This is a genomic window from Actinomycetota bacterium (assembly GCA_035765775.1).
Classification (GTDB): domain Bacteria; phylum Actinomycetota; class CADDZG01; order JAHWKV01; family JAOPZY01; genus DASTWV01.
In genome coordinates this window covers 1-24,416 of the sequence record DASTWV010000026.1, presented here as the reverse complement: position 1 = coordinate 24,416, position 24,416 = coordinate 1, and the positions used below count along the sequence as shown (strand labels likewise).

The window sequence follows — 24,416 nt, the reverse complement described above, 5'->3', positions numbered from 1 at the left end:
GCGGTTTGCGATGTAATGGACGCGTCAGGAGGAAGTCATGGCTGTCGAATCGCAGGACCGGGTCATCCAGAAGGCGAATGCCGCGGCGGCACCGATGGCGCCCGGTCCGAAGGGACTCCCGCTGCTCGGGCCCGCCATCCAGATGCGGCGCGACCTGGTGGGATTCATGCACTCGGGGATGCTGGAGTACGGCGACGTGGTGCGGGTGGCCGCCGGGTTCGGCAAGTACGCCTTCGAGGCCTTCGGCATCTTCCACCCCGAAGGCGCCCAGCGGGTGCTGGCCGGGAACGCCGACAACTACGACAAGTCTGATCAGGCATACGAGGAGGTGCGCAACCTCCTCGGCAACGGCCTGCTCACCAGCGAGGGCGACGTCTGGAAGCGCCAGAAGCGCATGGTGCAGCCCCTCTTCACGCACAAGCGCGTGGCGGCCTACGTCCCGCTGATCGCCGACGAGGCCCAGACGGTCGTGGACCGGTGGCGGCCCGCCCAGGTGGCTGGCACCCCGGTCGACCTCCACGAGGAGATGACGCGGGTCACGCTGCGGGTGGTCGGGCGGGCGGTGTTCGGCACCGACGTCGACCACATGATCCCGGTCTTCAAGGACTCGGTTCCCTACCTGAGCCGGCGGGCGTTCGAGCGGGGCGTCATGCCCGTGCGGGTGCCCGAGGACTGGCCCCTGCCCTCCAACAGGAAGGCGGCGGCGTACAAGGCAGACATCTACGCCGTGGTCGATGAGCTGATCGCCTCCCGGCGGGCCCACCCCACCGGGGGCGATGACCTGGTCAACATGCTCCTGCGGGCGCAGGACCCCGAGGGGGGCGAGGGCCTGAGCGACGAGGAGGTGCGCGACCAGGCCCTCATCTTCCTCATGGCCGGCCATGAGACCACCGCCACGGCGCTGACCTTCACGCTCCACCTGCTGGGCCTCCACCCCGAGGTGCAGGCCCGGGTGCACGAAGAGGTCGACCAGGTGCTCGGTGACGGTGAGCCGACCATGGAACAGGCCCTGGCGCTGCAGTACACCACCCAGACCATCAAGGAGGCCATGCGGCTGTACCCCTCGGCGCACAGCACGCCCCGGACCGCGGTCACCGACGACGTCATCAGCGGGTACCGCATCCCCGCCGGCGCCGTGGTGGTCCCCAGCCCGTGGGTGACCCACCGCCACCCGGCGTTCTGGGACGAGCCCGGCCGCTACGACCCCGACCGCTTCACCCCCGAGCGGGAGAAGGCCCGCCACCGGTATGCCTACTTCCCCTTCGGCGGTGGGCCCCGGGCGTGCATCGGGCAGTACTTCTCCATGCTCGAGTCGGTCTTCGTGACCGCGCTGCTCATGCGCAACTACGACGTGAAGACCGTTGACGGCAAGGTGAAGCTGTTCCAGGGCATCACGCTGCGGCCGAACCAGCCGATGCCGGCGCACCTCACCCCGCGCTGACCGACGCCGTGCTCCGGGCCGGCCCGCCGGCTGCTTCCCGGGCCGGCCCGTAGAATGCCGCCCGGTGAACATCCTCGGTCTGAACTGCCTCGCCCACGACACGGCGGCGGCGCTCGTGATGGACGGCCAGGTGGTGGCCTTCGTCGAGGAGGAGCGCCTCAGCCGGGAGAAGCACACCTGGAAGTTCCCCGACCTCGCCATCGGCTGGTGCCTGGAAACCGGCGGCCTCGAGATGGCGGACATCGACGTCGTCACCTTCGACTACCGCCCCGCCCTCGACTACGCCCGGGGGATGGCCTTCGACATCCTGCCCCACCTGCCCCGCTCGGCCAAGCACTGGGCCAAGCAGACCTACGTGGACGGCCGCCACGTCTGGAAGGCGCGGGACTTTCGCCGGCGGCACGGCTTCCACAAGGAGATCCGGTTCCTCGGCCACCATGACACCCACGGGGCGGCGGCGTTCCTGACCTCGCCCTACGACCGGGCGGTCACGCTCAGCATCGACCGGGGCGGTGACTACCTGTCCACCGCCGCCTTCCTGTGCGAGGGCACGAGCATGCGCACCATCCACCAGGTGCGCCACCCCCACTCCCTGGGTGAGCTGTACTCGGCGGTCACCTGGTGGCTCGGGTTCAAGCCCAACTACGACGAAGGCAAGACCATGGGCCTGGCGTCGTTCGGGCGGCCCACCTACCTGGACGACTTCCGCTCGATGGTGCGCCTCCTGGACGGCGGCGACTTCCGCATCGACTTGTCCTGGGCGGGCTGGCACACCGAGCGGGGCTGGGTCTCGCCCCGGTTCCTCACGCGCTTCGGCCCGCCCCGCCCGCCGGGGGAGCCGCTGACCGCCCACCACGAGGATGTGGCCTACGGGGTGCAGGCGGTCACCGAGGAGGTGGCCCTGCATCTGGCCCGCTGGGCCTACCGGGAGTCGGGCGGCACCAAATCCCTGTGCCTGGCTGGGGGCGTGGCCCTGAACTCGGTGATGAACGCCCGGCTACTGGTGGACGGCCCCTTCGACGAGGTCTTTATCCCGGCGCCGTGCGGCGATGCGGGCAATGCGATCGGGGGCGCGCTCGCCGCCTGGCACCACGACACCGGCAAGCCCCGGGACTGGCAGATGGAGCACGCCTACCTGGGGCCGGCCTTCACCGACGCCCAGATCCGCCGGGCGCTGGACGAACGCAAGCTGACCTACCGGGAGGTGGCGGACCCGGCCGACGCCGCCGCCGAGCTGCTGGCTCGGGGCCGGATCACCGGATGGTTCCAGGGGCGGGCCGAGGTGGGGCCCCGGGCCTTGGGGAACCGGTCGATCCTGGCCGACCCCCGGCCGGACCACATGAAGGACACCATCAACGCCGAGGTGAAACACCGGGAGCCCTTCCGGCCGTTCGCGCCCTCGGTGCTGGCCGAGGAGGCGCCCCAGTGGTTCGAGCCCGTGGCGCCCTCGCCGTTCATGCTGCTCTGCCTGCCGGTCCGTCCGGAACGCCAGAAGGAGGTGCCCGCCATCACCCATGTGGACGGCACCGGCCGCCTGCAGACCGTCACCGAGTCCGCCAACCCGCTGTTCCGCCGGCTCATCGAGTCGTTCCACCGGCGCACCGGGGTCCCTATGGTGCTGAACACCTCGTTCAATGACCAGGGCGAACCCATCGTGAGCTCGCCCGGCGAGGCCGTGCGCACCTACTTCTCCACCGGCCTGGACGCCCTGGTGATCGGGAACTACGTCCTGGAAAAGGTGCGGCCGGCTCCGACGGCTGGGCCGCCATCGGACCCAGGCTGACCGAGGCTGACCTCGGGCCGATGAGCAAGACGCTGCCCGAGAAGCTGCTGCTCAAACCGGGCGGGAGCCTCCTGCTGGTCCACCCGCCGCTGGGCTACGCCGACCGGCTGGGCAGCCTGCCCGAGGGCGCGGAGGTCGTCCCCGCCGGCCCGGCGGATGTGGTGCAGTTCTTCTGCCCCGACCAGGCGGGCCTGGCCGGCCACGTGGACGAGGCCCTCGCCGCCCTGGTGCCGAACGGCGTGCTGTGGTGCTGCTACCCCAAGCAGAGCGCCAAGGTGGCCACCGACCTCACCCGGGACCGGGGCTGGGAGGGGTTGACCCGCCGGGGCTGGCAGGTGGTGTCGGCCATCTCGGTGGACGATGTGTGGAGCGGCCTGCGCTTTATGCCCGCCCGGTAGCGGGCGGGGCGGGGAGGCCGCCGCCCGGCTTGCGCGCCCGGATGACGGCCGAGCCCGCCTGCGGGTGGACCCGGTGGGTCTCCCGGATCTCCACGTCGCCCAGGCCGGCCGCCGCCAGGAGCCCCCGGTAGGAGTCGGCGGTGAGGGCGCCGGCGATGCAGCCGGTCCAGGCCGCCATGTCCGCCCGGGTGGCCTCGTCGAGGTCGGGATCGGCGATGACGTCGCTGACGGCGAAGCGGCCCCCGGGGCGCAGCACCCGGGCCACCTCGGCCAGCACGGCGCCCTTGTCCGGGGACAGGTTGATGACGCAGTTGGAGATCACCACATCCACGCTGGCGTCGGGCAGCGGTATGGCCTCGATGTGACCCTTCAGGAACTCTACGTTGGCGATCCCCGCCTCGGCGGCGTTGGCCCGGGCCAGGGCCAGCATCTCGTCGGTCATGTCGAGCCCGTAGGCCCTGCCGGCCGGCCCGACCCGGCGGGCAGAGAGGATGACGTCGATGCCTCCGCCCGACCCCAGGTCCAGGACCACCTCGCCCTCGCCCAGCTCGGCCACGGCGGTGGGGTTGCCGCAGCCCAGGGAGGCCAGGGCGGCGGCCTCCGGGAGGTCGGCCAGCTCGGCGCCGGAGTAGCCGGCGGTGCCGAAGCAGGCCTCACCCTCCCCGCAGCAGCTCACCGCCTGCGTGGAGGCCAGCACGGCGAGTTCTGCGTAGCGGGTTCGGACTGCCTCCCGCACAGTGCGGTCATCCATTGCTGATGGCTCCTTCCCCGGTCTGCGCCCCGACCAGTTCGTCGAGCAGGGCGATAACCCGGCACTCAATGTCGTCGCGGATGGGGCGAATCTCCTCGATGGTCGTGCCGGACGGGTCGCTGAGATCCCAGTCCTCGTAGCGTTTGCCGGGGATGAAGGGGCAGGCATCGCCGCAGCCCATGGTGACCACCACGTCGGCCGCCTCCACCGCCGCGTCGGTCACCTTCTTCGGCACCTCGGCGGAGATGTCGATCCCGGCCTCCGCCATGGCGGCCACCACCAGGGGGTTGACCTGATCCTCAGGGGCGGAGCCCCCGGAACGGACGCGCACCCGGTCGCCGGCGTAGTGCTGCAGGAAGCCCGCCGCGATCTGGGAGCGCCCGCCGTTGTGGACGCACACGAACAGCACCTCCGGGGTGTCGCTCACTGGCCTGCTCCTTTCCTGGTTGGCTGCGGATGGTCGCCGGGGCCGACGGTTCAGCCCCGGCCCCCGCCGGCGGCGGCGTGCGGGAGGATGACGTCGCCGGCGCTGCGCCCCATGGCCGGGTACAGGACCCGGACGCTGACCACCGCCAGGGCGGCGCCGATCAGCTGGGCGACGATGAACCCGGGAGCGGACGAGGGGCGGATCCCGGCGAAGGTGTCGGACAGGGTCCGGGCGACGGTCACCGCCGGGTTGGCGAAGCTGGTGGAGGCGGTGAAGAAGTAGGCCCCGCCGATGTAGGCGCCCACGGCGAACGGGGCGGCGGTCGACCGCCCGGAGCGCACCACCCCGAAGATGACCAGCACCAGCCCGAAGGTGGCCACCACCTCGGCGAACCACAGGCCACCGGAACTGCGGGCTTTCGTCGACACCTCGACTGCCGGCAGCGAGAACATGAGGTTGGCCACCACCGACCCCATCGCGCCACCGGCGAGCTGGGCAGCGATGTAGCCCCCGGCGTCCCGGGAGCTGATGCCGCCGAAGTAGCGGTCGGCCAGGGTGACCACCGGGTTCAGGTGCGCCCCGGAGACCGGGCCCAGCGCCAGGATGATGGCCACGAGGGCGGCTGCCGTGGCCGCCGCGTTCTCGAAGAGCTGCAGGCCGACGTCGCCTGGGGAGAGGTGCGAGGCGGCGATGCCCGAACCGACCACGGCTGCCACCAGTAGCGCGGTGCCGATGAACTCGGCGAGCAGGCGGCTGGCGAGCGGCGAGCCTGCGTGGGGCTGCCCAATGCCGATCTGGCGACTCGTTGGCATGTCCCTCCTCGCATCGACCGATGTGGGAACTATCAAGTTCCTACATGTACGGCAGGATATCGATGACTAACGATATCCTAACCCGGGCCAGCGCGCGCAAGAGGCAGGCATGAACCCTGCCTCTGAGCGGTCAATACAGAAGCGGTCGGAACAAGTCGACGGTGGCTCTGACCGCTTGCGCCAAGTCCGTGAGCACTGGAAGCATGGGCTTTCCTTCAAGGATCTGCGGCTCGCCGAGCGCTATGTCAAACGTGAAACTCGGATTGCCTTTCGCTACCTCTTCGGTGGGAGCTTCATAGAGCACATAGCCCTCGTGGAGCGGAAAGCGCTCAGCCGGTCGGAGCCCAAGAACCAATTTGGGAACCTGCCAGTCAGCAAACTCGGGGATACCTCGGAGGGTTTCTTGCATCCGTGCGCCGAAATCAATGTTTACGCTTTCATGGGTTGCAAGGCCAGCGATCAGGATGCGGTGCTTGTCGACGATATCGAGGTAGTTAAGAGCCCAGAGGCTCTCGTCGTTCCCTTCCTCGTATGGCTGCAGGCGGAGCATTTCTTGGATGACGGCAGCCGAGGCACCTTTTACTTTGCTATACACGAGGGATTTCGTTTCATTGGCCGTCGGCGTACCCTCTCGGCGGCGGATAGGAAACGCGGTGTCGCTGGTAACGGCCCCGCTGTTACGTTTGACAGCGAGGCATCCAAGGTGGTCGAGGGCGGACCGCAGGTTGTGGGCAATGTCTCCGGCTCGAAGAGCAATGGCGTCAGGGATCTCCTCGCGGATCCGCAGGACCATCTGGCTCTGGTCCGATTGCTGGGGGTGCTGCTGGGTGACGACTTCATAGGGCTTGCGCCCATGGAAGTCCCTGATCTGGGCTTCAAGATCACCCAAGTGCTGTTCGGCCCATTCGATCTTCCCATCAACGCTCCCGAGTCGTGCCATGACTAAACTGGAGGCACCATGCCACGAAGTCGAAAGCTCACGAGGCCAGACGAGCCCTCACAGACCACGGACAAGGGTCTGGAGATCCCCGTGCCGACCAAGGAGGAGTTCGAGTCCCTGCTCAAGCAGGCGGCCCAGGGGGGGCGTCAGGAGCCTTCTCTATCCGGGAAAGAATCGCCTCAAACACGTTGACCCTCCGGTGGTTGTACCGGAACACGTACTCGTCAACGTAGTCCTGGAGGTACTTCTCAGATACCGAGTGGTAGACGCCGGTCAGGCCCCCCTTGAACAGAGCCCAGAAGCCCTCGATGGTCTGGGTGTGCACGTCCCCGTCCACGTAGACCTTGGCCGCGTGATGCACCCGGCGGTGCTCGTACCCAGCCGCAGGCACCGCACGGGTGTAGATCGGGGACTCGTCGGTGTAGACCAGCGAGCCGGGAAGCACCCGCGCCTCGACATGCTCCATGACCGTTGCCGAGCGAGTGCTCGGAACGACGTGCGCCGCGATCTGCCCCTGCCGCTGGACCATGCCGAAGACCTTGGCTTTCTTCTCGGCCCACATGCGTGCGTCCTGCCTGTTGCGCACGTCGCCCAGCCGTGGCTTGCCACCGATGTAGGCCTCGTCCATCTCGATGGTCCCCTCCATGGGGGCATCGGCGTCCTGACCCATCAGCGAGCGGATCTTGTTGAACATTCGCCACGCGGTCGGGTAGGACACCCCGAGCTCGCGCTCAAGTTGCTTGGCGGAGATCCCACCACGAGTGCTTGCCATCAGGTAGATCCCGTAGAACCACAGCCTGAGGGATGTGGAGGAGCCCTCGAAGATCGTCCCCTTCATCGGGTACTCCTGGTGCCCGCAGAACTGGCAGGCAAAGCAGGTGCGGGTCTTCACCCGGTGATGCTTGGTGACCTTCTCGCACGTGGGGCAGTGCACCCCGACCGGATAGAGGTAGCCGACCAGCCAGTCGAGGCAGGCAGCATCGTCGGGGAACTGGCGGTCGAATTCCATGAGTGAAGTCGTGGACTCAGATGACTTCGCTCGTACCGGGTCGTTGCGATTTGTCTTTCCCATGGGTGTATATTAACATGGAACAAGTACATGCGTCAACTTTATAGTTCCCACCGATGTCGATATGGATGTTGCCACGGCCATCGAGCAGTGTCAATATGAATCCATGGCCAAGCACCTACCGGTCATCGGCGACCCGGGCGCGTCCGCCGAGGGCTGCTGCTCGATCCTCGCCGCACCGCTCCAGGAGGCGGACGCCGCCGGGCTGGCCCGGGGCTTTGCCGCCCTCGCCGACCCCGCCCGCCTGCGGCTGTTCAGCTTGATCGCGGCCCAGCCCGAGGGTGAGGTGTGCGCCTGCGCCCTGGTCGAGCCCCTCGGGCGCTCCCAGCCGACGGTGAGCCACCATCTGAAGGTCCTCTACGAGGCCGGGCTGGTGGAGCGGGAGAAGCGGGGAAGCTGGGTCTGGTACTGGGTGGCACCCGGCCGGATTGCGGCCCTCCGGTCGGCCCTGGCGGAGGCCGGCGCGCCGGCGAGCGCCGCCCGGTGACGCACCGCGTGCCTACACTGCGCCACATCCGGGGTCGGGCAGCCCCCGTCCATCCCGACTCCGGCGGACCTCGAGGAAAGCACCGGGGTAGGAACCGGGGTAGAAGCCGGGTATGAACCGCGAGATGTTAGGCTTTTTCGCATGAGTGACATGGACCGCCTGCTGGCTCAGGTCGAGGAACTGAAGCGCCTGGCCGCGCGGCCGGACGACTCCTGGATGGAGCGCATGTCCACCGAGGAGCTCAAGGCCCTGGGCAAGCGGGTACGGAAGGTGGCCGACGGGCTGACCGGCCTGCAGGGCCAGCTGGCCCGGAACAACCCGGGCGCCCGCCCCGTCTCCCCGAGTGGGCCCACGGCCGCGCAACGGGGGTCGGCGGGCTCCCTGGGCAGCATGGTCCGCCGGGACACCGCCACCGGGGCCGGCACCCAGTGGACCCCCCCGGCTGCCCAGCCCACCCGGCCGGCGGTCAACCCGTTCCCCATGGCGCAGACCGGCGGTGACCTGGCGAACCCGGGCCGTAGGCGGGTCGGCGGCGGCGGTGCACCCCGGGAGTCCGGGCCGGCCGCCCCGGCCGCCCCCCAGCAGCCGAACACCGGGCGCTTCGCTCCCTGGCAGAGGCCCCCCGCAGACGGGGACCCCCCGCGCACCCGCCGCCGTCCCACCTACTGACCCCCGGCCCCCCCGGCCGGGACCTGCACCTCGTCACGCCCAGACCCGACTACTCGCTGCGCCGCACCGCGATCACCGACGGGCCGGCGCTGCCCCTCCGGCGCGGTCCAGCCGGCTCCCGTCCCGGCGCAGTCGACCACTGACCGGTTGTCGGGTCGTACACCGCACACGGCCCCGAGGACGCCCGCCCAGCCTGGGCGATGAGCACCCGGCCGTCGGGAAGCCGGGAGCACAACGCGTCGCCCACCCGGGCCCGCCCGGCTGCCGGCGGGACCGCAGCCCAGGTGCTGGTCAGCGGGTTATAGATCTCCAGCCGGAGACCGTCGGTGGCCCGGTCGGCGCTCCGGTGGGCGGACCCCGCGGGGTGCACGCGGCGGGCCTGGTCGCGGCGCAGGCCGCGCAGCTGCGTGGCAGCCAGGGAGATGACGTCCCCGGCACCCGCTCGGTCCGGGACACCAGGTGAGCCCACCGACCGCCACAGTTTGGTGGCCTCCTCCTGCATCAGCACGTCGGTGTCGGTCACCAGGAACACCACCGGGGTCTCGGGCATCGCGGGTCTCCTTGTCGGGGCGAAGGGTTGGGTCAGGGCTAGTCGGGTGAGGCCCAGGTAAGGCCTAGAGGACGGGGATGAGCACGCCCCGGCTCAGGCCGGCGGCGATGGTGTCCAACCGGTCGACGAACGCCCGCTCGGCCTGGCGCTGCGAGCGCAGCTCCCACAGCCGCTGGGCGGCCTCGCAAGCGATTGCCCGGTCGGCGATGACCGTCCAGTCGTTGATCTTGGCGGTCACCCGGGCCAGGACCGCGGGCTCGATGAGGCGCTCCCAGCGGTGCTCGAACCGGGTCCTGGTGGCCCGCATCTCCTCGGCATAGATCCGGGTGAGCTCGTGGCAGGCGGCCAGGACGGGGGCCGAGCCGGGCGAGCAGCCCAGCCGGGCGCAGGTGTCGACGACCGCCAGGGGCAGGTCGAAGTTGACCTGGGCGTTGACGCCGGCGGCGGCGAACTGGAGCTGGGTGACGTGGGCGTCGGACCGGCGTTCAAAGAGCGCCGACCAGGCGTCAGGTACCGCCGAGGCGGCGACCACATTCGCCTGGAGCGCCCCTAAGTACCGGTTGGCGAGGACGACACTGAGCTGGGCCAGGAACTCGGGGTGGTCGAAGGTGCCGATGTGCACGCCCTCCCACACCCGGCAGAGCACCGCGTGCAGCACAGAGCTGAAGCAGGCCAGGCCGTCGTGCTGGCCCCGGGGCTCGTGGGTCTCGGCGTAGGCCTCGATCTGCTCCAGGCGGCCGATGGCGTCGGCCAGCGCGGCGACGGGCGGGGCGCTGTACGGCGAGGGGGCGGGAAAGACCGCTCCAACCAGTTGCTGAGGTGCCATCTTCCGTTCCCCCCTCTTCGACGATCCGGCCCCCACGTGGGGCTCGATGTGGGCTCGATCGAACATCGATCCGGCATGCATGAGGATCGCAGCGCAGGGGGGCTCGCCACATCGGGAGAACGCCGTATTTCTCGGTGCCGGGACGCCTTACTTCGGCGTGAGGCTCAGGCGCCCGGGTCGTCCAGCAGGCCCGCCCGCTGGGCGTAGGCGCTGGCCTCCACCCGGCTGCGCAGCCCCAGCTTCTCGAGGATGTGGGAGACGTGGACCCCGGCGGTCTTCACCGAGATGAACAGCAGGTCGGCGATCTCGCGGTTGGTGTGCGCCCGGGCGACCAGGCGGAGCACCTCGACCTCCCGCGGGGTGAGGGGGGCCAGGGATCCGGCTGCGGGATCCGAGCGGGCCGGGGGCATGCTCTGGGCGGGCGGCGTTCCGCCCGCGGGGGAGGCCAGCTTGATGCCCGCCCGGGCCGCCAGAGCCTCCACCTCCCGCCGGAGCGGTTCGGCGCCCAGGCCGACCGCCTGGGCATGGGCCTCCCGCACCGCCTGGGCTGCGGCCGCCGAGCGGGCCTGGGTGGCAAGGTACGCCTCGGCGAGCCGCCAGCCGGCGTAGGTCGCCGGGTACGGCTGCTCCAGGGCCACCCAGGTGGCCGCCGCCTCGACCCACAGGTCGGGCGAGCTGCGCCCCTCCAGTCGGGTCCACTCCGCCTCGGACATGAGCTGGTAGGCAGCCACGGTGCGGTGGACAGTCTGGGCGGCGGGATCGAGGGTGGCCGCCAGGCGGCCCAGCCGCTCCAGCAGGTCCCGCCCGGTCGCCCGGGCACCCTCCAGCTCGCCGGTGGCGCGGTGCACCCGGGCCTGCTGCGCCCGGTCGGCCTCCGCCCGGAGCCCGTGCCACACCAGCGGCCCGGCGAACCACACCTCCTGGCTGGCGCTGAGCCGGGCCATGCCCTCGGCCACCGCCTGGCGGGCGTCGTCCAGGCGCCCTTCGAACAGGGCGAGGCCGGCCTCGAGCGTGAGGACCGGGGCGAGAAACCGGGGGTCCACCGCCCGGGTCGAGCCTGCGGCCACCGCCCGGAGGTCGGCGGCAGCCCCGGCGAAGTCGCCGGTGGCCATGGAGATCTTGGCCCGGGCCAGCGCCAGGTCGAGCGCTGCGGCCCCTTCCGGGTTGCGGTCGAAGGCCTCCTGGAGGCGCTGGCCCGCCTCCCCCCAGCGCCCGACCCGGAAGAGGGTGTTGACCGCCAGCGCCTGCAGGGCGGCGCCGTGGAACCGCTCCAGGCCGAGGTCGCGCGCCCGGGCAATGCCCTCGTCGGCGACGCTGATCGCCTCGTCGAACAGGCTGAGCGGCTCGGACAGCAGCCGGGCGAGGTGGATGAAGGAACGGGCGATGGCGTCCGCGTCCCCGTCGGCCTCGGCGATCGCCCGGGCGTCGTGCAGGAGCGACGTGCCCGCCGGGTTGCCCAGGTAGGCGAGGTCGAATCCCAGCACGGCCAGCACCTCGCCCTCCTCCCGGCGCAGCCCCAGGCGGCGGGCCAGGGCCAGGGCCTCCTCGGCAGCGGGCTGGGACTCCTGGTAGCGCCCGGCCAGCATGAGGGCGCTCGCCTGGGCACCCAGCACCCGGGCGCCGACCGGGCTCTCCCGGTCGGCGGCGGTCAGCTCCGCCGCCCGCCGGTAGGCGGCCAGGGCGTCCTCGCTGGCGCCGGCGTCCCACTGGAACCGCCCGAGGCGCTCCCACGCACCCGCCGAGCGGGCGGAGGGCTGGTCGGGGCCCAGCACGTCGATCGCTCGCTCCGCCAGCTGGACGGCGCGGTCGTGGTCGCCGGCCAGGTTGGCCAGCTCGGCCGCCTGCAGCAGCACCTGGGCGTGGTCCAGCCCACCCGTGGCCCGCGGCGCCCGGTCCCAGAGGCCGAGGGCCCGCTCCAGCAGCAGGCAGGCCTCGGCGAAGCCGGAGCCGGCCTCCGCTTCGGCGGCCGCCTCCAGGAGGGCGGGGACCGCCCGTTCCGGATCCCCGGCGGCGAACCAGTGGGCGGCAATGGCCGCCCGGGCTGAGCCCACTGCGCGCTGCGGATCGGCCTCCAGCGCCTGGGCGCACAGCCGGTGGAGGGTGGTGCGCTCCGCCGGGAGCAGCTGCTCGTCGACCGAGTCGCGCAGGAGGGCGTGGCGGAAGCTGTAGCCCCCGGTGCGGCTGTCCACCAGGAGGACCTGGTGCTCCACCGCCTCCCGGGTCGCCTTGAGGAGGTCGGCCTCGCTCATCAGGCCGATGGCGGCCAGCAGGTCGTGGCGGACCGGCGACCCCGCCGCGCTCACCATCGCGAGTGCCTGCGCCGCCGGGCCGCTCAGCAGGGCGAGGCGGCCGGAGAGCACCTGGCGCAGTGTGGCCGGGATCTCGGAGCGGCCCGAGACCAGGGCGGCCAGGATCTCCTCGGCGAAGAAGGCGTTGCCCTCCGAGCCCATCCAGACTGCGTCGGCGATCTCCGGCTTGGGCGGCCCCCCGAGGATGCTGGTCAGCTGGGCGGTCACCTCCGGCCGGGTCAGGCGGGGAAGATCGATGAACTCCGTGCCGGCGCGCAGCCGTTCCCCCAGCCAGGTCACCAGGCTCCGGTCGGCGGCCACCGCGTCCGACCGGTAGCTGAGGATCAGGAGCACCGCGGTGCCCGGGAGGTGGCCGCCCAGGTATGTGAGCAGGTCCCGGGTCGACCGGTCGGACCAGTGCAGGTCCTCGATCACCAGCACCACGGGGCGGCGCCGGGCGGCGGCCCGCAGGGCCTCGAGCAGGAGGGCGAAGCGCTGCTCCTGCGCCCGCTGCAGCCCGGCGGCATCCAGCGCGGACCCGGCATCGACGGAGACATCGGGGGCGCCCGTACCCGGGATGCCGGGGAGGCCGACGGCCTCGGGAAGGGTGCCCAGCGCGTCCAGGACGGGCCAGTAGGGGGGCGGCCCGTCGGCGATATCCAGGCAGGCGCCCGCCAGGACTGTCGCCCGGTCACGCACCTGGCCGACGAACTCGGTGAGGAGCCGGGTCTTGCCCACCCCGGACTCGCCGGTCAGCAGGACACTGGTGCCGGCCCCCGATGACGCCCGCTCCAGGGCACGCACCAACTGCCCGAGCTCGCCGGTCCGCCCGATGAGCTCGGGGCTCGATTGCCGTCCCGGCACCGCGGACCCTCCTCCCCGAGCATCCCGGTCGCTCGGCGGCGAAGTATACGGAGTGTCCGGGTTTCCGGCGCAGGTCGGGTTTGGGGCGCAGAGCGCCGCCCCGATCGAGGTAGGCCCTAGCCCGGGGACCCGAGCGTTTCCTGCGAGTTTGACCGCCAAAATGGCGGCGAATCTCGCACGTAACCTGCGGAGCCGGTGCGGTCAGGCCAGCAGCAGGCGGTAGGCGAGCGCCGGGGGGGCACCCTCCGGGGTGACGTCCAGGTCGGGCCAGCGCTCGAAGCCTAGGGCCTCGTAGATCCGCCGGGCGGGAATCATGAACCCGGAGGTGTGCAGGCCGATCGCCTCATCGCCCAGCTCCCGGGCCCGGGCCACGCACCAGGCCGCCAGGAGCCGCCCCACGCCCAGCCCGCGGGCGCTGGGGTCGACGCCCAGCAGCCGGATGGCGCTCCACACGGCGGGCCAGGACGCCCCGCCGTACCTGCCCCCCGCCGGGCAGTAGGTCACCGCACCGAGCAGCGTCCCCGCCTGCTCGGCGACGACGAGCTCGGTGCCCCGCGGCCGGGTGGCCTGCTGGTGTGCCCCGGCGACGAACCGCTCCCAGAACTGCTGGCTGATCTCGGGCCGGAACTCCTCGAATGCCCGGATGATGAGCGCGGCCGCCGCCTCCTCGTCGTCGGGACGGCACGGGCGCAGGTCCACCGGCAGCGCAGCCAACCGGCGCCGGGCATGCTCGAGCGCGGGGCCCAGCTCGGGGGTGGCGTCGCCTGCCGATCTGTAGCGCTGGAGGGCCTGCCGCCAGGCGGTCGCCGCACCGGCCTCCTGGCCGGCAGCGGCCAGCAGGTCACCCTTGTCCACCAGGGCGGCGGCCGCCTGGTCGCGCAGGATCGGGTCCGTTGCTTCGCCGAAGCGGGCGACGGTCTCGTCGCACGCCGCCACCTCGTCCTCGGTGCGCCCGAGTCCGGCCAGGGCGGCACGCCGGTAGCGCAGGGCCCCGGCCAGCAACGCCCGGGTAGGCGCCTCGTCGGCGGTCCCGTAGCGGGCCAGCACCTCCGAGCACACCGCCAGGCCCTCCTCGTAGCGGCCCAGCTGCACGAGAGTCACCCCCTTGGTGCACAGGGTGGCGGCTATCCGCCAACGGGATTTGTGCTGGGTGACCGTCCCGAAGCGCACCAGGGCGGCCTCGGCGCCAGCCAGGGTGCGCTCCAGGTGGCGGCGCTCAACCTCGTCCATACCGCACGCTACCGCAGGGGAAAGACAGTGGAGCCGGAAGGGGAAGAGGCCCCACAAAACCGGAGGGCCGCCCCCGGAAGGGCGGCCCTCGGACTGCCTACACGGTGGTGCCTACGGGCAGTTGTGGATGTCGCTCGTGGCGGAGGCGATGACCACATCGGCCCTGATACCCAGCAGGTCGATCGACAGGTGCAAACCGTTGACCTGCAGGCCGCCGGGCACCGGGTTCTGCTCGTTCAGCTCCAGCTCGATGCCCGGCTCGATCTCGATGCCGGTGTTCGGCGCCACGGTCACCAGGGCGTGCAGGACGCCGCCGATGCGCAGGTTGGCGACGGTCATCTCGCCATGGGAGCCGTCGCAGCTGGTGGTCGACGTGGTGTCGATCACGTCGGCGGTGATGTCACCCAGGTTGAGGATGTTGACGATCTGACCCAGGTGGATGGTCACGTTCGCCACGTGGGCCTGTGCCACCGAGTGGTCCTCGGGCCGGGTGGAGGTCACCACGCTGCCGCAGAGCACGCTGGCCTGGATGAGGCCGGTAGTGACCACGGTGCACGGTGCGGTCTGGGAGGCGTCGGGCGTCTCGATGTGGCCGGTGTCGGCCACCGGGGGGATGTCCACGCCGAGGATGCCCAGCAGGTTGACCTGCGCCTGCAGTGCGTAGGAGCGCCCGGTCATGATCGTCGGCACCACCACCACGGACTCGTTGGGGGCGTTGCACGGGCTGATCGCCGGCAGGTTGGCGCCGTCGCCGCTGTAGGTGACCACCCAGCGGTACGTGCCACCGACCGCTGCGGTGTAGTCGCCCGAGGAGTAGTTGCTGCCGTCGCCGTTCACGGGCACGGGCTGCGGCGTGTAGTAGGGAGCCTGGCTGCAGTTGGTGTCGCCCGGACCGTAGAGAGCGAACTGCAGCGTGCCGCCCGGGTTGTTGCCGCCGGAGATGGTTGCGGTGTCGTGGATGTTGTCCCCCACGGCGACGCTCTTCGACGCCTGGGTGGTGATGGTGACCCGGGCCTTGTTGAGGTTGACCGTCTCATTCGGGTCAGTGCCGCACCCGGTGACCGTGGTGGCGTCGTTGTTGTTGTCCCCGCTGTAGGTGGCGGTCCAGGTGTAGGTGCCCGGGGCCGTCACGCTGACCGGCGACGAGGTGTAGTTGCCGTTGCCGCTCACGGTGTTGTCCGAACCGCCCATCGACTGGGTGCAGGTGGTCGGGTTGGGCCCGTAGAGCTTGAAGTGGATCATGCCGGTGGGGTTGAACCCTCCGGTGAGGTGGCCCACGTCGGTGGTGCTGGTGCCGTTGAGCGACGCCGTGGTCGTGAGGCTGGGGTGAGCCTTGATGATCGTCACCGCTTCGCCCCGGTCAGAGCACCCGGTATGCGCCGGGTTGTTGGCGTTGTCGCCGGCGTAGGTGGCGACGAAGCGGTAGGTACCAACGGCCGTGGGCGAGTAGGGGCCCGACTGGTAGGTCCCGTTGCCGTTGACGGTCGCCGCCAGGGTGGCCAGCGAAGTGCTGCACGAGGTGTCGCCCGGGCCGTAGACCTTGAAGGAGATCGAGCCGGTCGGGTTGTTGCCCCCCGCAAGGTAGGCGGTGTCGCTGATCGTCCCGCCGATGGCTCCGGCGCCATGGGCCGTCGTGGTGACGGTCGGGTTGGCGAGGGCCGCCATCATCACCATGCTGGACTCGTTGGCCGAGCCGCACGGGTCGGTGACCATCGTGTTGGTGACGTCGCCGCTGTACGTCGCCACCCACTGGTAGGTGCCGGGGGCGGTGGGGACGAAGGCGGGCGACGAGTGGTAGGTGTTGTCGCCGGTGACGGTCACCGAGACCGAGGTGTAGGCGGCCGTGCCGGTGCAGGAGTTGTTGTTCGGGCCGAAGGCGGCGAACGTGATGGCGCCGGTCGGCGACGAGCCGCCGCCCAGCACGGCGGCGTCCGAGATGGCGCTGCCGGCCGTGACGCTGACCGTGGCGTTGGTGGACAGCGTCGGGGTCGCCTGCCCGACGGTGACCGGCTCGTTGCCGCACCCGCTGGTGGCCTGGTTGTTGTTCACGTCACCGGCGTAGGTGGCGACCCATTCGTAGAGCCCCGGCGCCAGGTTGGTGCCGGTGTTTCCCGAGGCGAGGTTGGTGCCGTTGCCGACCGGCACGGTGTTGGTGTAGGCGGTGGCGCCGGTGCAGTGCGGGTCATTGGGGCCGTAGAGCGAGAAGACCACGCTGCCGGTGGGGGTGGTGGCCCCGCTCAGCGTGGCCGTGTCACCCAGGGTGGAGCCGAAAGCCGCCGTGGAAGGCGTGCTGGTGGTCAGGGTGGGGGAGGCCTTGATGACGTGGAGGTTGGCGGTGTTGATGTTGCCCTCGAGCGAGAAGTAGGTGCTGCCCCCCGGGATGATGGCGACCTTGAACTGCACGGTGCCCTGATCTGCAGTCGTCGTCACGGTGGTGATGTTCGTGAAGGTGTTGTTCGGCCCGGCGTAGCCCGACGGGTCGTAGGGGCAGTCCGCCGGGGGCGCCACGAAGCCGGAGTTGCCCGACTCGTTGTCGCCGGAGCACACGCCGTCCTGGTCGAAGGCGAAGTCGCCCACCGCGTTGCCTTGGGAGTCGGTCCCGGTACCCTGCAGCGTGATGGCTCCGAGGGTCGAGTTCGAGTCGTTCTGGACCCCGATCAGCGTGTCCTCGCTACCGTTGAAGGTGGGCTGGGCGGGATCGGTGAGGAAGTGGACGGTGCCGGTGGCGTCGATCCAGATGAGGATCTGGCACCCGGTGTCGAAGCCCACGCTCGGGCACTGGTGGAACGTCGGCGTGGGCTGGGCCGCGCCCGCGGTCGCCATGAAGAGGCCACCACCCACCACGGCACCGGCGATGACGCAGACGGGCAGCAGGATGCCGAGTGCTTTTCTCCTCACGGTTCCCCCCTCGATGCGGTGACGCCCCATTGGATCGACCCCTCCCTGTAGATCAGACCGTTGAATACAGACCCATGACTCAGATGGCTGATACGGACAGCCCGCGCGCGACCGGTGTCCACGGTGACGCGGGGGATGGGGGCGTTGCCCCCGGACGGATGTTTCGTTTGCTTCGTACAGCCTCTACCAGCACGCTGCCCCCCGGCGATGCGTCGGTGACCCTAGCCGGACTCGGCCCAGCACGTCGGACCCAACCATCTCACACCGCCATACCGGTCCGAAAGCAGGACATGAACCGCGATGTGGCTCGTTGGCCAAGTTATCCCGTTCGGACCCCACATCTCCCGTTAAAGTTCCTTCATCGGACGCTCAGGCCTCAAGGCAACTGGTGAACCCGCCGATTAGGGCCGCCACCGCGCCCGGGCCAGATCGCTCACTTCGGCGAGCTCGGGGATGCGCATGCGCTCGACGACCGCCAGGTAGGCGGGCGTCCCGACCGCCAGCCCGGCGCCGATGCCCAGCAGGGATCCCATGATCCCGAGGCCCATCACGGTGGTGACCATTCTCGCCAGCAGGTAGGCGGGAACCGCCGCCACCCCGGCGGCCAGGGTCAGCCGGACCAGGGTGCGCCCCACCCGGGCCTGCGGGCGGCGGCCCAGCCGGCGGCGGAGCACGACCGAGAACCAGGCATAGCCGGCGATGTAGGAGGCGGAGTACCCGAGGGCCAGCCCCACCACCTGCTCCCGAGGGGGCAGGGCGAGGAACAGGACGCCGTCCACCGCCAAGTTGATGGCCGCCAGGGCGATGTTGACCAGTGCCGGGGTGCGGGTGTCGTGCAGGGCGTAGAACGCCCGCAGTTGGAGCTGGAACGCCGAGAACGGGACGAGGCTGACCGCGTACCCGGCCAGCGTGGCGCCGATGAGCCGGCCGGTCGAGAGGCTGTTGGCGTGGTGGGCGAACAGGACGGTGCCGATGAGGGGGCCGAGGGCGATCGAGGCCAGTGCAGCCGGCACCAGGACGACGGCGGAGAGTTTGATGCCGTGGGCCAGGTCGTCGGCCACGGCCTGGTGGCGGCCCTCGGCGGCGCTGGCGCTCATCCGGGGCAGGAGGGCCGTGATCACCGACACCGCCACCACCGAGTGGGGCAGGAGCGCCAGGATGAAGGCGTAGGTGTAGATGCTGTAGACGCCACCGCCCGCCCCGCCGTAGCTGCTGTGCGCCGCCAGCCGGGTGATGCCCAGGTAGGCCGCCTGGTTCGCCAGCACGTAGACGAAGACCCACCCGGCGAGCCGGCCGGCCTGGGCGAGCCCCACCCCGCGCAGGTCCCAGCGCAGCCGGATCCGGAACCGTACCTGCCGCAGGGCGGGCAGGAGGGCCACGGTCTGCGCCACGATGCCCAGGGTTGTGCCGCCGGCCAGCAGGAACTCCTGCCCTGCGGTGAGCCGGCCCGCCTGCACCCCGGCCACGCTCGTCACCGCGATGAAAAGCCCCCCGGTGAGGATCACCACGATGTTGTTGAGGACCGGTGCCCACATCGGGGGGGCGAAGCTCCCCCGCACGTTGAGGATCGCCCCGAGGAGGGCTCCCACCCCGTAAAAGAGGATCTGGGGGAGCAGGAAGCGGGCGAACACTGTGGCGAGGGCCACTCGCCGGGCGACCTCCGGACCGCTGCCGAAGTAGGCCCGGCTGATCAGGGGGGCGAAGGCCACGCCCAGGACGCTCGCCGCCGCCAGGCCCACCACAACCAGGGTCAGAAGGCGCTGGGCGTACGCCTCCCCCCGGTCGCCGTCCCGCTTGGCGGCGGACACGATCAGCGGGACCACCACGCTGGTCAACACGCCGCCCAGCAGGAGCTCGTAGATGATGTTGGGGATCGTGTTGGCGATGTTGTAGGCGTCCCCGACCGTCGTGCCGATGGCGGCCGCGATGACCAGGGTGCGGATGAAACCGGTGCCGCGGGATGCCAGGGTGCCCAGTGCCATGCCGCGGGTGGCGGCCAGCGGGTCCCCGCGCCCCCGCCCGGGCGGGCGAGCCCTCCGCTGCGTCATGCTGGAAAGGCTACCGGGAAGCGGGGAGCAGTCCGGGAAATCCGCGACAGCTTCCCCATGCGGCGCTTGGATGGGCCGGAACCCGACGCGGCCTCAGATCTCGTCTTTTGGCTCTCAGGTCTCCTCGCCGGTGGTCATCTTCAGGATGTCGTCGAGCTTCAAGATCTCGGCGGTGGTTACCACGCCGATGAAACGTCCCTGCTCCACCACCGGCAACAGGTCGACGTCCGCCTGCTCCATCGCCCGGAGAGCGTCCCGGAGCCGCCAGGTGGGTTCGGCGACCGGGAAGTCGGTGCGCATACGGTCGGCTACGGTGACGGTCGGCCAGTCCTCCTTCGGGGTTTCGATCACCTCCTCAACCCGCACCATGCCGCGGTAGGTGCCGCCGGCGTCCAGCACCGGCACGGCGTGCTCCCGGCGGCGGAGGGCGTGGACCTTGACGAACTCCTCCAGCGTGGTGTCCGGGGGCGTGCTGGCGATGTCACGGTTCAGGACGCTGGCGATGGGGAGCGGGAAGCGCCGCTCCAGGTGTCCCGCCTGCGCCGCCATCTGGAAGGGGGAGACTGATGCCGACCCGACGAACAGCTGCGCCACGACTGCAGCGAGGAGCCCGGGGACGATGAAGCCCGGCCGGCCGGTCGCCTCGGCGGCGAAGACCACCGCGGCCAGGGGCACCCGGTAGCCCGCGCCCAGGAAGGCGGACACGCCGATGAGCGGGAAGAAGTTGCTGGCGGTGGACGAGGTCCGGAAGAGACCCCCGATGCTGCGCCCGACCAGGGCGCCCTCGATCACCAGCGGGATGAACAGCCCCCCCGAACCCCCGCCGGCAACGGTCAGGACCGTGGCGGCGCCCCGGAGCAGCAGGAGTCCCACCACGAGGGCGACCGCCCGGTGCGGGTTGAAGGCCCAGTCGAGGTTGTCGTAGCCCGCCCCCAGGGTGTACGGCGACCCGAAGACCGCGTAGGCGAGGCTGGCCGAGGCCGCCAGGCCCAGCCCCCCGGCGAGCGCCCGGGCCCAGGGGTTCCATCGCGAGGCGATGTGCTTGGCCCCCACCAGGGCCCGCGCGAACCACCGGGCCGCCAACCCGCAGACCGCTCCGAGAACGACGGCGCCCAGGAGGTCGGTGAGGTTGAAGGGGGGTGAGCCGCTGACCGGGATGAGGGGCGCGGTGCCGTAGAAGGCGGCGTAGACGAGGTAGCTGGTCGCCGCCGCCACACCCGCCGGGAGCAGGTGGCGCCGGCCGAAGCCCTCCTGGAAGGGCACCTCGAGGGCGAAGACCAGCCCGGTGGCCGGCGCCCGGAAGATGGCGGACACGCCGGCGGCAGCCCCCGCCACCAGGAGCACCTTGGCGTCGTCGCGGGAGAACATCCGGCTGAACCGGGCCTGCAGGGCGGAGCCGATGCCCGCACCCAGGTAGATCGACGGTCCCTCGTAGCCCATCGATCCCCCGGAGCCCAGCGTGGCGATGCTGGCCAGGATGCGCCCGGGGAGCGGCCGGAGGTCCATGCGCCGGCCCACCTCGTGCACGTTGCGGATGTACTCGTCCGCAGTGGCGGGCGACGGGTTCTTGGCAATCCACTGGAGAGCGCCGGCGGCCACCAGGAGCCCGGCCAGGGGAGCCAGGACCCGCACCGCGACCGCCTGGTGCGCCAGGAGGCCGAAGAGGGCGTCGCGCGTCACCCATTCGAAGCCCGCCACCGCCAGGCCGGTGGCGCCGCCGGTCAGCCCGGCAATGACCAGCACCAGCCGGCCGCGCCGGCCCAGTGCCCGGAGCTGCTCCGCCCGGGCGGCGACGCCCACTCAGGCTTCCCAACCGATTGCCCATGAGGGGCTCCACGAGTGGTCCGGCACCTCACCGGCGGCGGCCGCCAGATCGTTCAGGGCGGCCACCACCGCGCCCCGGCGGCCCGGGACCACCGCCGCCACCAGGCCGGCGATCTCCGCTCGGCGCACCCGGGTCACGGCATCAACCACCCGCTTCCCGGCCGCCGAGATGGCCAGGACCACCTGCTTGCGGTTGTCCGGCGCCGACGCCCGGGTCAGCAGGCCCTTGGCTTCCAGGCGGTCGCACAGGCGGGTGATCGACGACGGGGAGGAGCGGAGCTCCCCGGCCAGCGCGGTGGGGAATTGCGGCCCGCGGGAAGCGAGGACCACCAGGACCCGGTACTGCGCCAGGGTAATGTCAGCCGGTGCCGCAGCCAGCGACCGCGCAGCGACGGCGACGAGGACCCGGGAGGCGACCAGCACCGCGCTGACCAGCGTCTCCTCATCGGTGTCGACGGCGCCCCCCAGAATTGCTCTCGACAAAGATTGTCGGCGGCAATTATAGGTGGCGCGGGCCTGGCCGATGTGTTCTCAGGAAATCAACAGGAAAACCAAAGGTAACGCTGCGGTCCGTGCGCTTCACTGGTGATCGACGAAGTCCGAGACGGCCACGAGCGGCTCAGCGACCCCGATCAGGTGCTGCGGGCCGGGAACAATGGAGATGGCAATGGACCACGACACTCCCCCCACGGGCCCCGTGTGGACGCCTCCGCCCCGACCGGGGTTCAATCCGGCGGGGGAGGGCGACCGTACCGAGCCCACGCCCGCTCCCGGACCGTGGGCCGGGTGGGGCGCGCAGACCCAGCCCATGGACAGGCCGAGTGGTCCCCGGGATGCGGGTCCCGGCGATCCGGCACCCCAGCCCGCGGCGCCCACTCCGGGGCCGCAGGTCCCTCCACCGGGCGGGGCCGGTGCCTGGACGTGGCCGGTGCCGGCGGCGTGGGCCCCGCACCAGCTGCCCCCGCCCACCCCGGCGGGTCCGCCCACCCCGCCCACCCCGCCCGGCCCGATGGGAGGGGGCGGCCAGGGTCAGCCTCCGGCGCCGGGATACCCGGCGGCCCCGCCCTACGGATCCCCGTACGGCCCGGGCCCCGGCTACGGGTCTCCCTACCGGAATCCCTCGGGCTACCCGCCCCCCTACGGGGAGCAGTACCGCGGGGGCTACGGCGGCGGATACGGCGGCTATGGCGGCCCGGGCTATCCCTACGGCCAGCCGCCGTGGGGCCAGCCGGGCGGCCCGCCCCCCCGCAGGAGCCGGCACGCCTGGACCGCGGCGCTCACCGCCGTGGCGCTGTTCGTGGCAGCAGTCCTCGGCATCAGCCTCGCCACCCGGCAAACCACGACGCCGTCAGCCAACAACCGGAACCCGTTCGGCAACATCTTCGGCGGGGGCAACGGCGGCCAGGTCACCCAGAACGGCACCGCCTCCGCCCAGGCCCTCGCCCTGGCGGCCAAGGTCGATCCCGGGGTGGTGGACGTCAACACCGTGCTCGGCTACCAGCAGGGCACCGCGGCCGGCACCGGCATGATCCTGAGCGCCGACGGCGAGGTGCTCACGAACAACCACGTGGTGAGCGGGGCGACGAGCATCCGGGTGACGGTGGTCACCACGGGCCAGTCCTACAGCGCCAAGGTGCTGGGCACGGACCCGTCCGATGACGTCGCCATCATCAAGATGGCGAACGCGTCGGGGCTGAAGACCATCGCGCTGGGCGACTCCAACAAGGTCGCGGTGAGCGACAGCGTGGTCGCCATCGGCAACGCCCTCGGCCAGGGCGGGACGCCCAGCGTGGTCGAGGGCCAGGTGCAGCAGCTGAACCAGGCCATCACCGCCTCGGACGACTACGGCGGCAACTCCGAGCAGCTGAGCGGGCTGATCCAGACCAGCGCCCCGCTGCAGCCCGGCGACTCGGGCGGCCCGCTCGTGAACTCGGCCGGCAAGGTCATCGGGATGGACACCGCCGCCTCGCAGAACTTCCGCTTCAACGCCGCCGGCGGCGTGTCGTTCGCCATCCCCATCAACACGGCCCTGTCGATCGCCCACCAGATCGAGTCCGGGAAGACGTCCGGCTCGGTGCATATCGGTGAGGCCGGGTTCCTCGGCGTCGAGGTCTCCGGGAGCAGCGGCGGAGCCCTGGTCCAGCAGGTCCTCTCCGGGACGCCGGCAGCCTCGGCGGGCATCCAGGCGGGTGACACCATCACCTCGGCCGACGGCAAGACGATCGACTCGGCGAGCGACCTCACGTCGGCGCTGCAGGCGCACCATCCGGGCGATTCGGTGAACGTCAGCTGGACCGACGGCACGGCCAGGAGCCACTCGGCGCACATCACCCTGGGGACGGGGCCGGTGAACTAGACCTTCCCAGCACCAGCCCGGATCGCCCCGAACAACGCCCGGAGCCCCGGCACCGGCCTCCCGCCCCTCCCGCGGTCGAGGCCGACCGGGGCTCCGGCGCGTCCGCGGCGGGGCTGCGTGCCCAGCGGTTCCGGGCCGGGCCGGGCGGGTTAGCCGTGCGCCTCCCCCGGGCCACCCCGGCCTCCCGCAAATGGGGCACCCCTGCCCGCACATGGGGCTGTGAAAGACGGTTCGAAGCGACTATGCAGGCCCGCTGGCGGGGTTCCGATATTTCCCAGTGAGAGTCCTCTCGGCGGGTGCGGCATACGCCGAGGCCATCAGGTCAGTCATTGTCGGCGGTCAATTTCGGGTGGGTCGAGGAGGCGTGCGGGAAATGCACAACGACGACCACAACGACCACAACCACAGCGGGGGCCGGGGGTTGTTCGCCCGCCACTGGTCCGTCGCCGAACCGGTGCCCTGGCACGACGTGCACTGGACCGACCGCGCCGCCGGCGACGGGCCGCCACCCATGGTGACCGGGCCGATGAAGATCCTGGTCGTGGACCGCAAGGGAACCTTCTCCCACGACATCGAGCGGGCGGCACGCCAGCAGTCCCCGGAGCCCAAGGTGATCCTGGTGGACCACCCCACCCAGGTGGTCGAGCAGGTGGTGGCCGAGGCACCCGACGTGGTGCTGGTCTCCCCCGAGGAGATGACCACCACCGGCCTGCGCCGCCTGGCCCAGGTGCACCGGGTCGCCCCCCGGTGCGTGA

Annotated in this window: 20 protein-coding genes; 7 read left to right on the top strand and 13 right to left on the bottom strand. The window is 71.3% G+C overall.

Going from position 1 to position 24,416, the window contains the following annotated elements; translation table 11 throughout:
* The first annotated feature begins 37 nt into the window (after positions 1-37).
* From VFW71_05255 to VFW71_05245, 3 genes are all read left to right on the top strand, one after another.
* Positions 38-1,441 carry a cytochrome P450 gene (locus VFW71_05255; protein HEU5002171.1) on the top strand — a complete coding sequence of 468 codons (1,404 nt, stop codon included), beginning with the start codon at positions 38-40 and terminating at the stop codon, positions 1,439-1,441.
* Between the two features lie 64 nt (positions 1,442-1,505).
* The gene (locus VFW71_05250; protein ID HEU5002170.1) at positions 1,506-3,224 is read left to right on the top strand and encodes a carbamoyltransferase C-terminal domain-containing protein; all 1,719 of its coding nucleotides are present in this window, start codon (positions 1,506-1,508) and stop codon (positions 3,222-3,224) included.
* A gap of 20 nt (positions 3,225-3,244) precedes the next feature.
* The gene (locus VFW71_05245; GenBank protein ID HEU5002169.1) at positions 3,245-3,622 is read left to right on the top strand and encodes a hypothetical protein; all 378 of its coding nucleotides are present in this window, start codon (positions 3,245-3,247) and stop codon (positions 3,620-3,622) included.
* On the opposite strand, the gene arsM is transcribed toward VFW71_05245, so the two are convergent.
* From arsM to VFW71_05220, 5 genes are all read right to left on the bottom strand, one after another.
* Positions 3,606-4,373 (bottom strand): arsenite methyltransferase, encoded by a 768-nt coding sequence (gene arsM / locus VFW71_05240; protein HEU5002168.1) that lies wholly within the window; start codon positions 4,371-4,373, stop codon positions 3,606-3,608. The two genes, VFW71_05245 and arsM, sit on opposite strands and share 17 nt — an antisense overlap.
* On the bottom strand, positions 4,366-4,800 hold the full coding sequence (locus VFW71_05235; GenBank protein HEU5002167.1) for an arsenate reductase ArsC: 435 nt from the start codon (positions 4,798-4,800) through the stop codon (positions 4,366-4,368). The genes arsM and VFW71_05235 overlap by 8 nt, the downstream gene beginning before the upstream one ends.
* Before the next feature lie 50 nt (positions 4,801-4,850).
* Positions 4,851-5,612 (bottom strand): MIP/aquaporin family protein, encoded by a 762-nt coding sequence (locus VFW71_05230; GenBank protein HEU5002166.1) that lies wholly within the window; start codon positions 5,610-5,612, stop codon positions 4,851-4,853.
* Positions 5,613-5,742: 130 nt separating this feature from the next.
* Positions 5,743-6,552, bottom strand: a complete 810-nt coding sequence (locus VFW71_05225) for a hypothetical protein (protein HEU5002165.1) — start codon at positions 6,550-6,552, stop codon at positions 5,743-5,745.
* A 121-nt stretch (positions 6,553-6,673) separates the two neighbouring features.
* Complete coding sequence (locus tag VFW71_05220) at positions 6,674-7,561, bottom strand: IS1595 family transposase (protein ID HEU5002164.1); 888 nt, start codon at positions 7,559-7,561, stop codon at positions 6,674-6,676.
* 124 nt (positions 7,562-7,685) lie between these two features.
* Here VFW71_05220 and VFW71_05215 point away from each other — a divergent pair, with 124 nt between their 5' ends.
* On the top strand, positions 7,686-8,108 hold the full coding sequence (locus VFW71_05215) for a metalloregulator ArsR/SmtB family transcription factor (GenBank protein ID HEU5002163.1): 423 nt from the start codon (positions 7,686-7,688) through the stop codon (positions 8,106-8,108).
* Between the two features lie 141 nt (positions 8,109-8,249).
* The gene (locus VFW71_05210; protein ID HEU5002162.1) at positions 8,250-8,777 is read left to right on the top strand and encodes a hypothetical protein; all 528 of its coding nucleotides are present in this window, start codon (positions 8,250-8,252) and stop codon (positions 8,775-8,777) included.
* Between the two features lie 49 nt (positions 8,778-8,826).
* Here VFW71_05210 and VFW71_05205 read toward each other — a convergent pair whose 3' ends face one another.
* From VFW71_05205 to VFW71_05170, 8 genes are all read right to left on the bottom strand, one after another.
* Positions 8,827-9,327, bottom strand: coding sequence for a hypothetical protein (locus VFW71_05205; GenBank protein HEU5002161.1), 501 nt, complete (start codon positions 9,325-9,327; stop codon positions 8,827-8,829).
* 64 nt (positions 9,328-9,391) lie between these two features.
* Positions 9,392-10,153, bottom strand: coding sequence for a DUF5995 family protein (locus VFW71_05200; protein ID HEU5002160.1), 762 nt, complete (start codon positions 10,151-10,153; stop codon positions 9,392-9,394).
* A gap of 164 nt (positions 10,154-10,317) precedes the next feature.
* The gene (locus VFW71_05195; protein HEU5002159.1) at positions 10,318-13,305 is read right to left on the bottom strand and encodes an AAA family ATPase; all 2,988 of its coding nucleotides are present in this window, start codon (positions 13,303-13,305) and stop codon (positions 10,318-10,320) included.
* Between the two features lie 201 nt (positions 13,306-13,506).
* Positions 13,507-14,535: a GNAT family N-acetyltransferase gene (locus tag VFW71_05190; protein HEU5002158.1), complete on the bottom strand. Its 1,029-nt coding sequence runs from the start codon at positions 14,533-14,535 to the stop codon at positions 13,507-13,509.
* A gap of 111 nt (positions 14,536-14,646) precedes the next feature.
* Positions 14,647-17,433, bottom strand: coding sequence for a hypothetical protein (locus VFW71_05185; GenBank protein ID HEU5002157.1), 2,787 nt, complete (start codon positions 17,431-17,433; stop codon positions 14,647-14,649).
* A gap of 401 nt (positions 17,434-17,834) precedes the next feature.
* A complete protein-coding gene (gene murJ, locus VFW71_05180; GenBank protein ID HEU5002156.1) occupies positions 17,835-19,481 on the bottom strand; it encodes a murein biosynthesis integral membrane protein MurJ in 1,647 nt (548 codons plus the stop codon).
* A gap of 114 nt (positions 19,482-19,595) precedes the next feature.
* Positions 19,596-21,281 carry a chloride channel protein gene (locus VFW71_05175; GenBank protein ID HEU5002155.1) on the bottom strand — a complete coding sequence of 562 codons (1,686 nt, stop codon included), beginning with the start codon at positions 21,279-21,281 and terminating at the stop codon, positions 19,596-19,598.
* Positions 21,282-21,788, bottom strand: a complete 507-nt coding sequence (locus tag VFW71_05170; protein HEU5002154.1) for a MarR family transcriptional regulator — start codon at positions 21,786-21,788, stop codon at positions 21,282-21,284.
* A 445-nt stretch (positions 21,789-22,233) separates the two neighbouring features.
* Between VFW71_05170 and VFW71_05165 the strand changes: the two genes are divergently transcribed.
* Positions 22,234-23,661, top strand: a complete 1,428-nt coding sequence (locus VFW71_05165) for a trypsin-like peptidase domain-containing protein (protein ID HEU5002153.1) — start codon at positions 22,234-22,236, stop codon at positions 23,659-23,661.
* A 373-nt stretch (positions 23,662-24,034) separates the two neighbouring features.
* The coding region (locus VFW71_05160; protein ID HEU5002152.1) for a hypothetical protein at positions 24,035-24,416 on the top strand (382 nt) is incomplete at its 3' end.

Excerpts from the sequence above, each read along its gene's own strand:
- VFW71_05225 (HEU5002165.1), bottom strand. The coding sequence starts at position 6,552 with ATGGCACGACTCGGGAGCGTTGATGGGAAGATCGAATGGGCCGAACAG.
- VFW71_05220 (HEU5002164.1), bottom strand. The coding sequence starts at position 7,561 with ATGGAATTCGACCGCCAGTTCCCCGACGATGCTGCCTGCCTCGACTGG.
- VFW71_05190 (HEU5002158.1), bottom strand. The coding sequence starts at position 14,535 with ATGGACGAGGTTGAGCGCCGCCACCTGGAGCGCACCCTGGCTGGCGCC.
- arsM (HEU5002168.1), bottom strand. The coding sequence starts at position 4,373 with ATGGATGACCGCACTGTGCGGGAGGCAGTCCGAACCCGCTACGCAGAA.
- VFW71_05230 (HEU5002166.1), bottom strand. The coding sequence starts at position 5,612 with ATGCCAACGAGTCGCCAGATCGGCATTGGGCAGCCCCACGCAGGCTCG.
- VFW71_05200 (HEU5002160.1), bottom strand. The coding sequence starts at position 10,153 with ATGGCACCTCAGCAACTGGTTGGAGCGGTCTTTCCCGCCCCCTCGCCG.
- VFW71_05205 (HEU5002161.1), bottom strand. The coding sequence starts at position 9,327 with ATGCCCGAGACCCCGGTGGTGTTCCTGGTGACCGACACCGACGTGCTG.
- VFW71_05215 (HEU5002163.1), top strand. The coding sequence starts at position 7,686 with ATGGATGTTGCCACGGCCATCGAGCAGTGTCAATATGAATCCATGGCC.
- VFW71_05210 (HEU5002162.1), top strand. The coding sequence starts at position 8,250 with ATGAGTGACATGGACCGCCTGCTGGCTCAGGTCGAGGAACTGAAGCGC.
- murJ (HEU5002156.1), bottom strand. The coding sequence starts at position 19,481 with ATGACGCAGCGGAGGGCTCGCCCGCCCGGGCGGGGGCGCGGGGACCCG.
- VFW71_05255 (HEU5002171.1), top strand. The coding sequence starts at position 38 with ATGGCTGTCGAATCGCAGGACCGGGTCATCCAGAAGGCGAATGCCGCG.
- VFW71_05245 (HEU5002169.1), top strand. The coding sequence starts at position 3,245 with ATGAGCAAGACGCTGCCCGAGAAGCTGCTGCTCAAACCGGGCGGGAGC.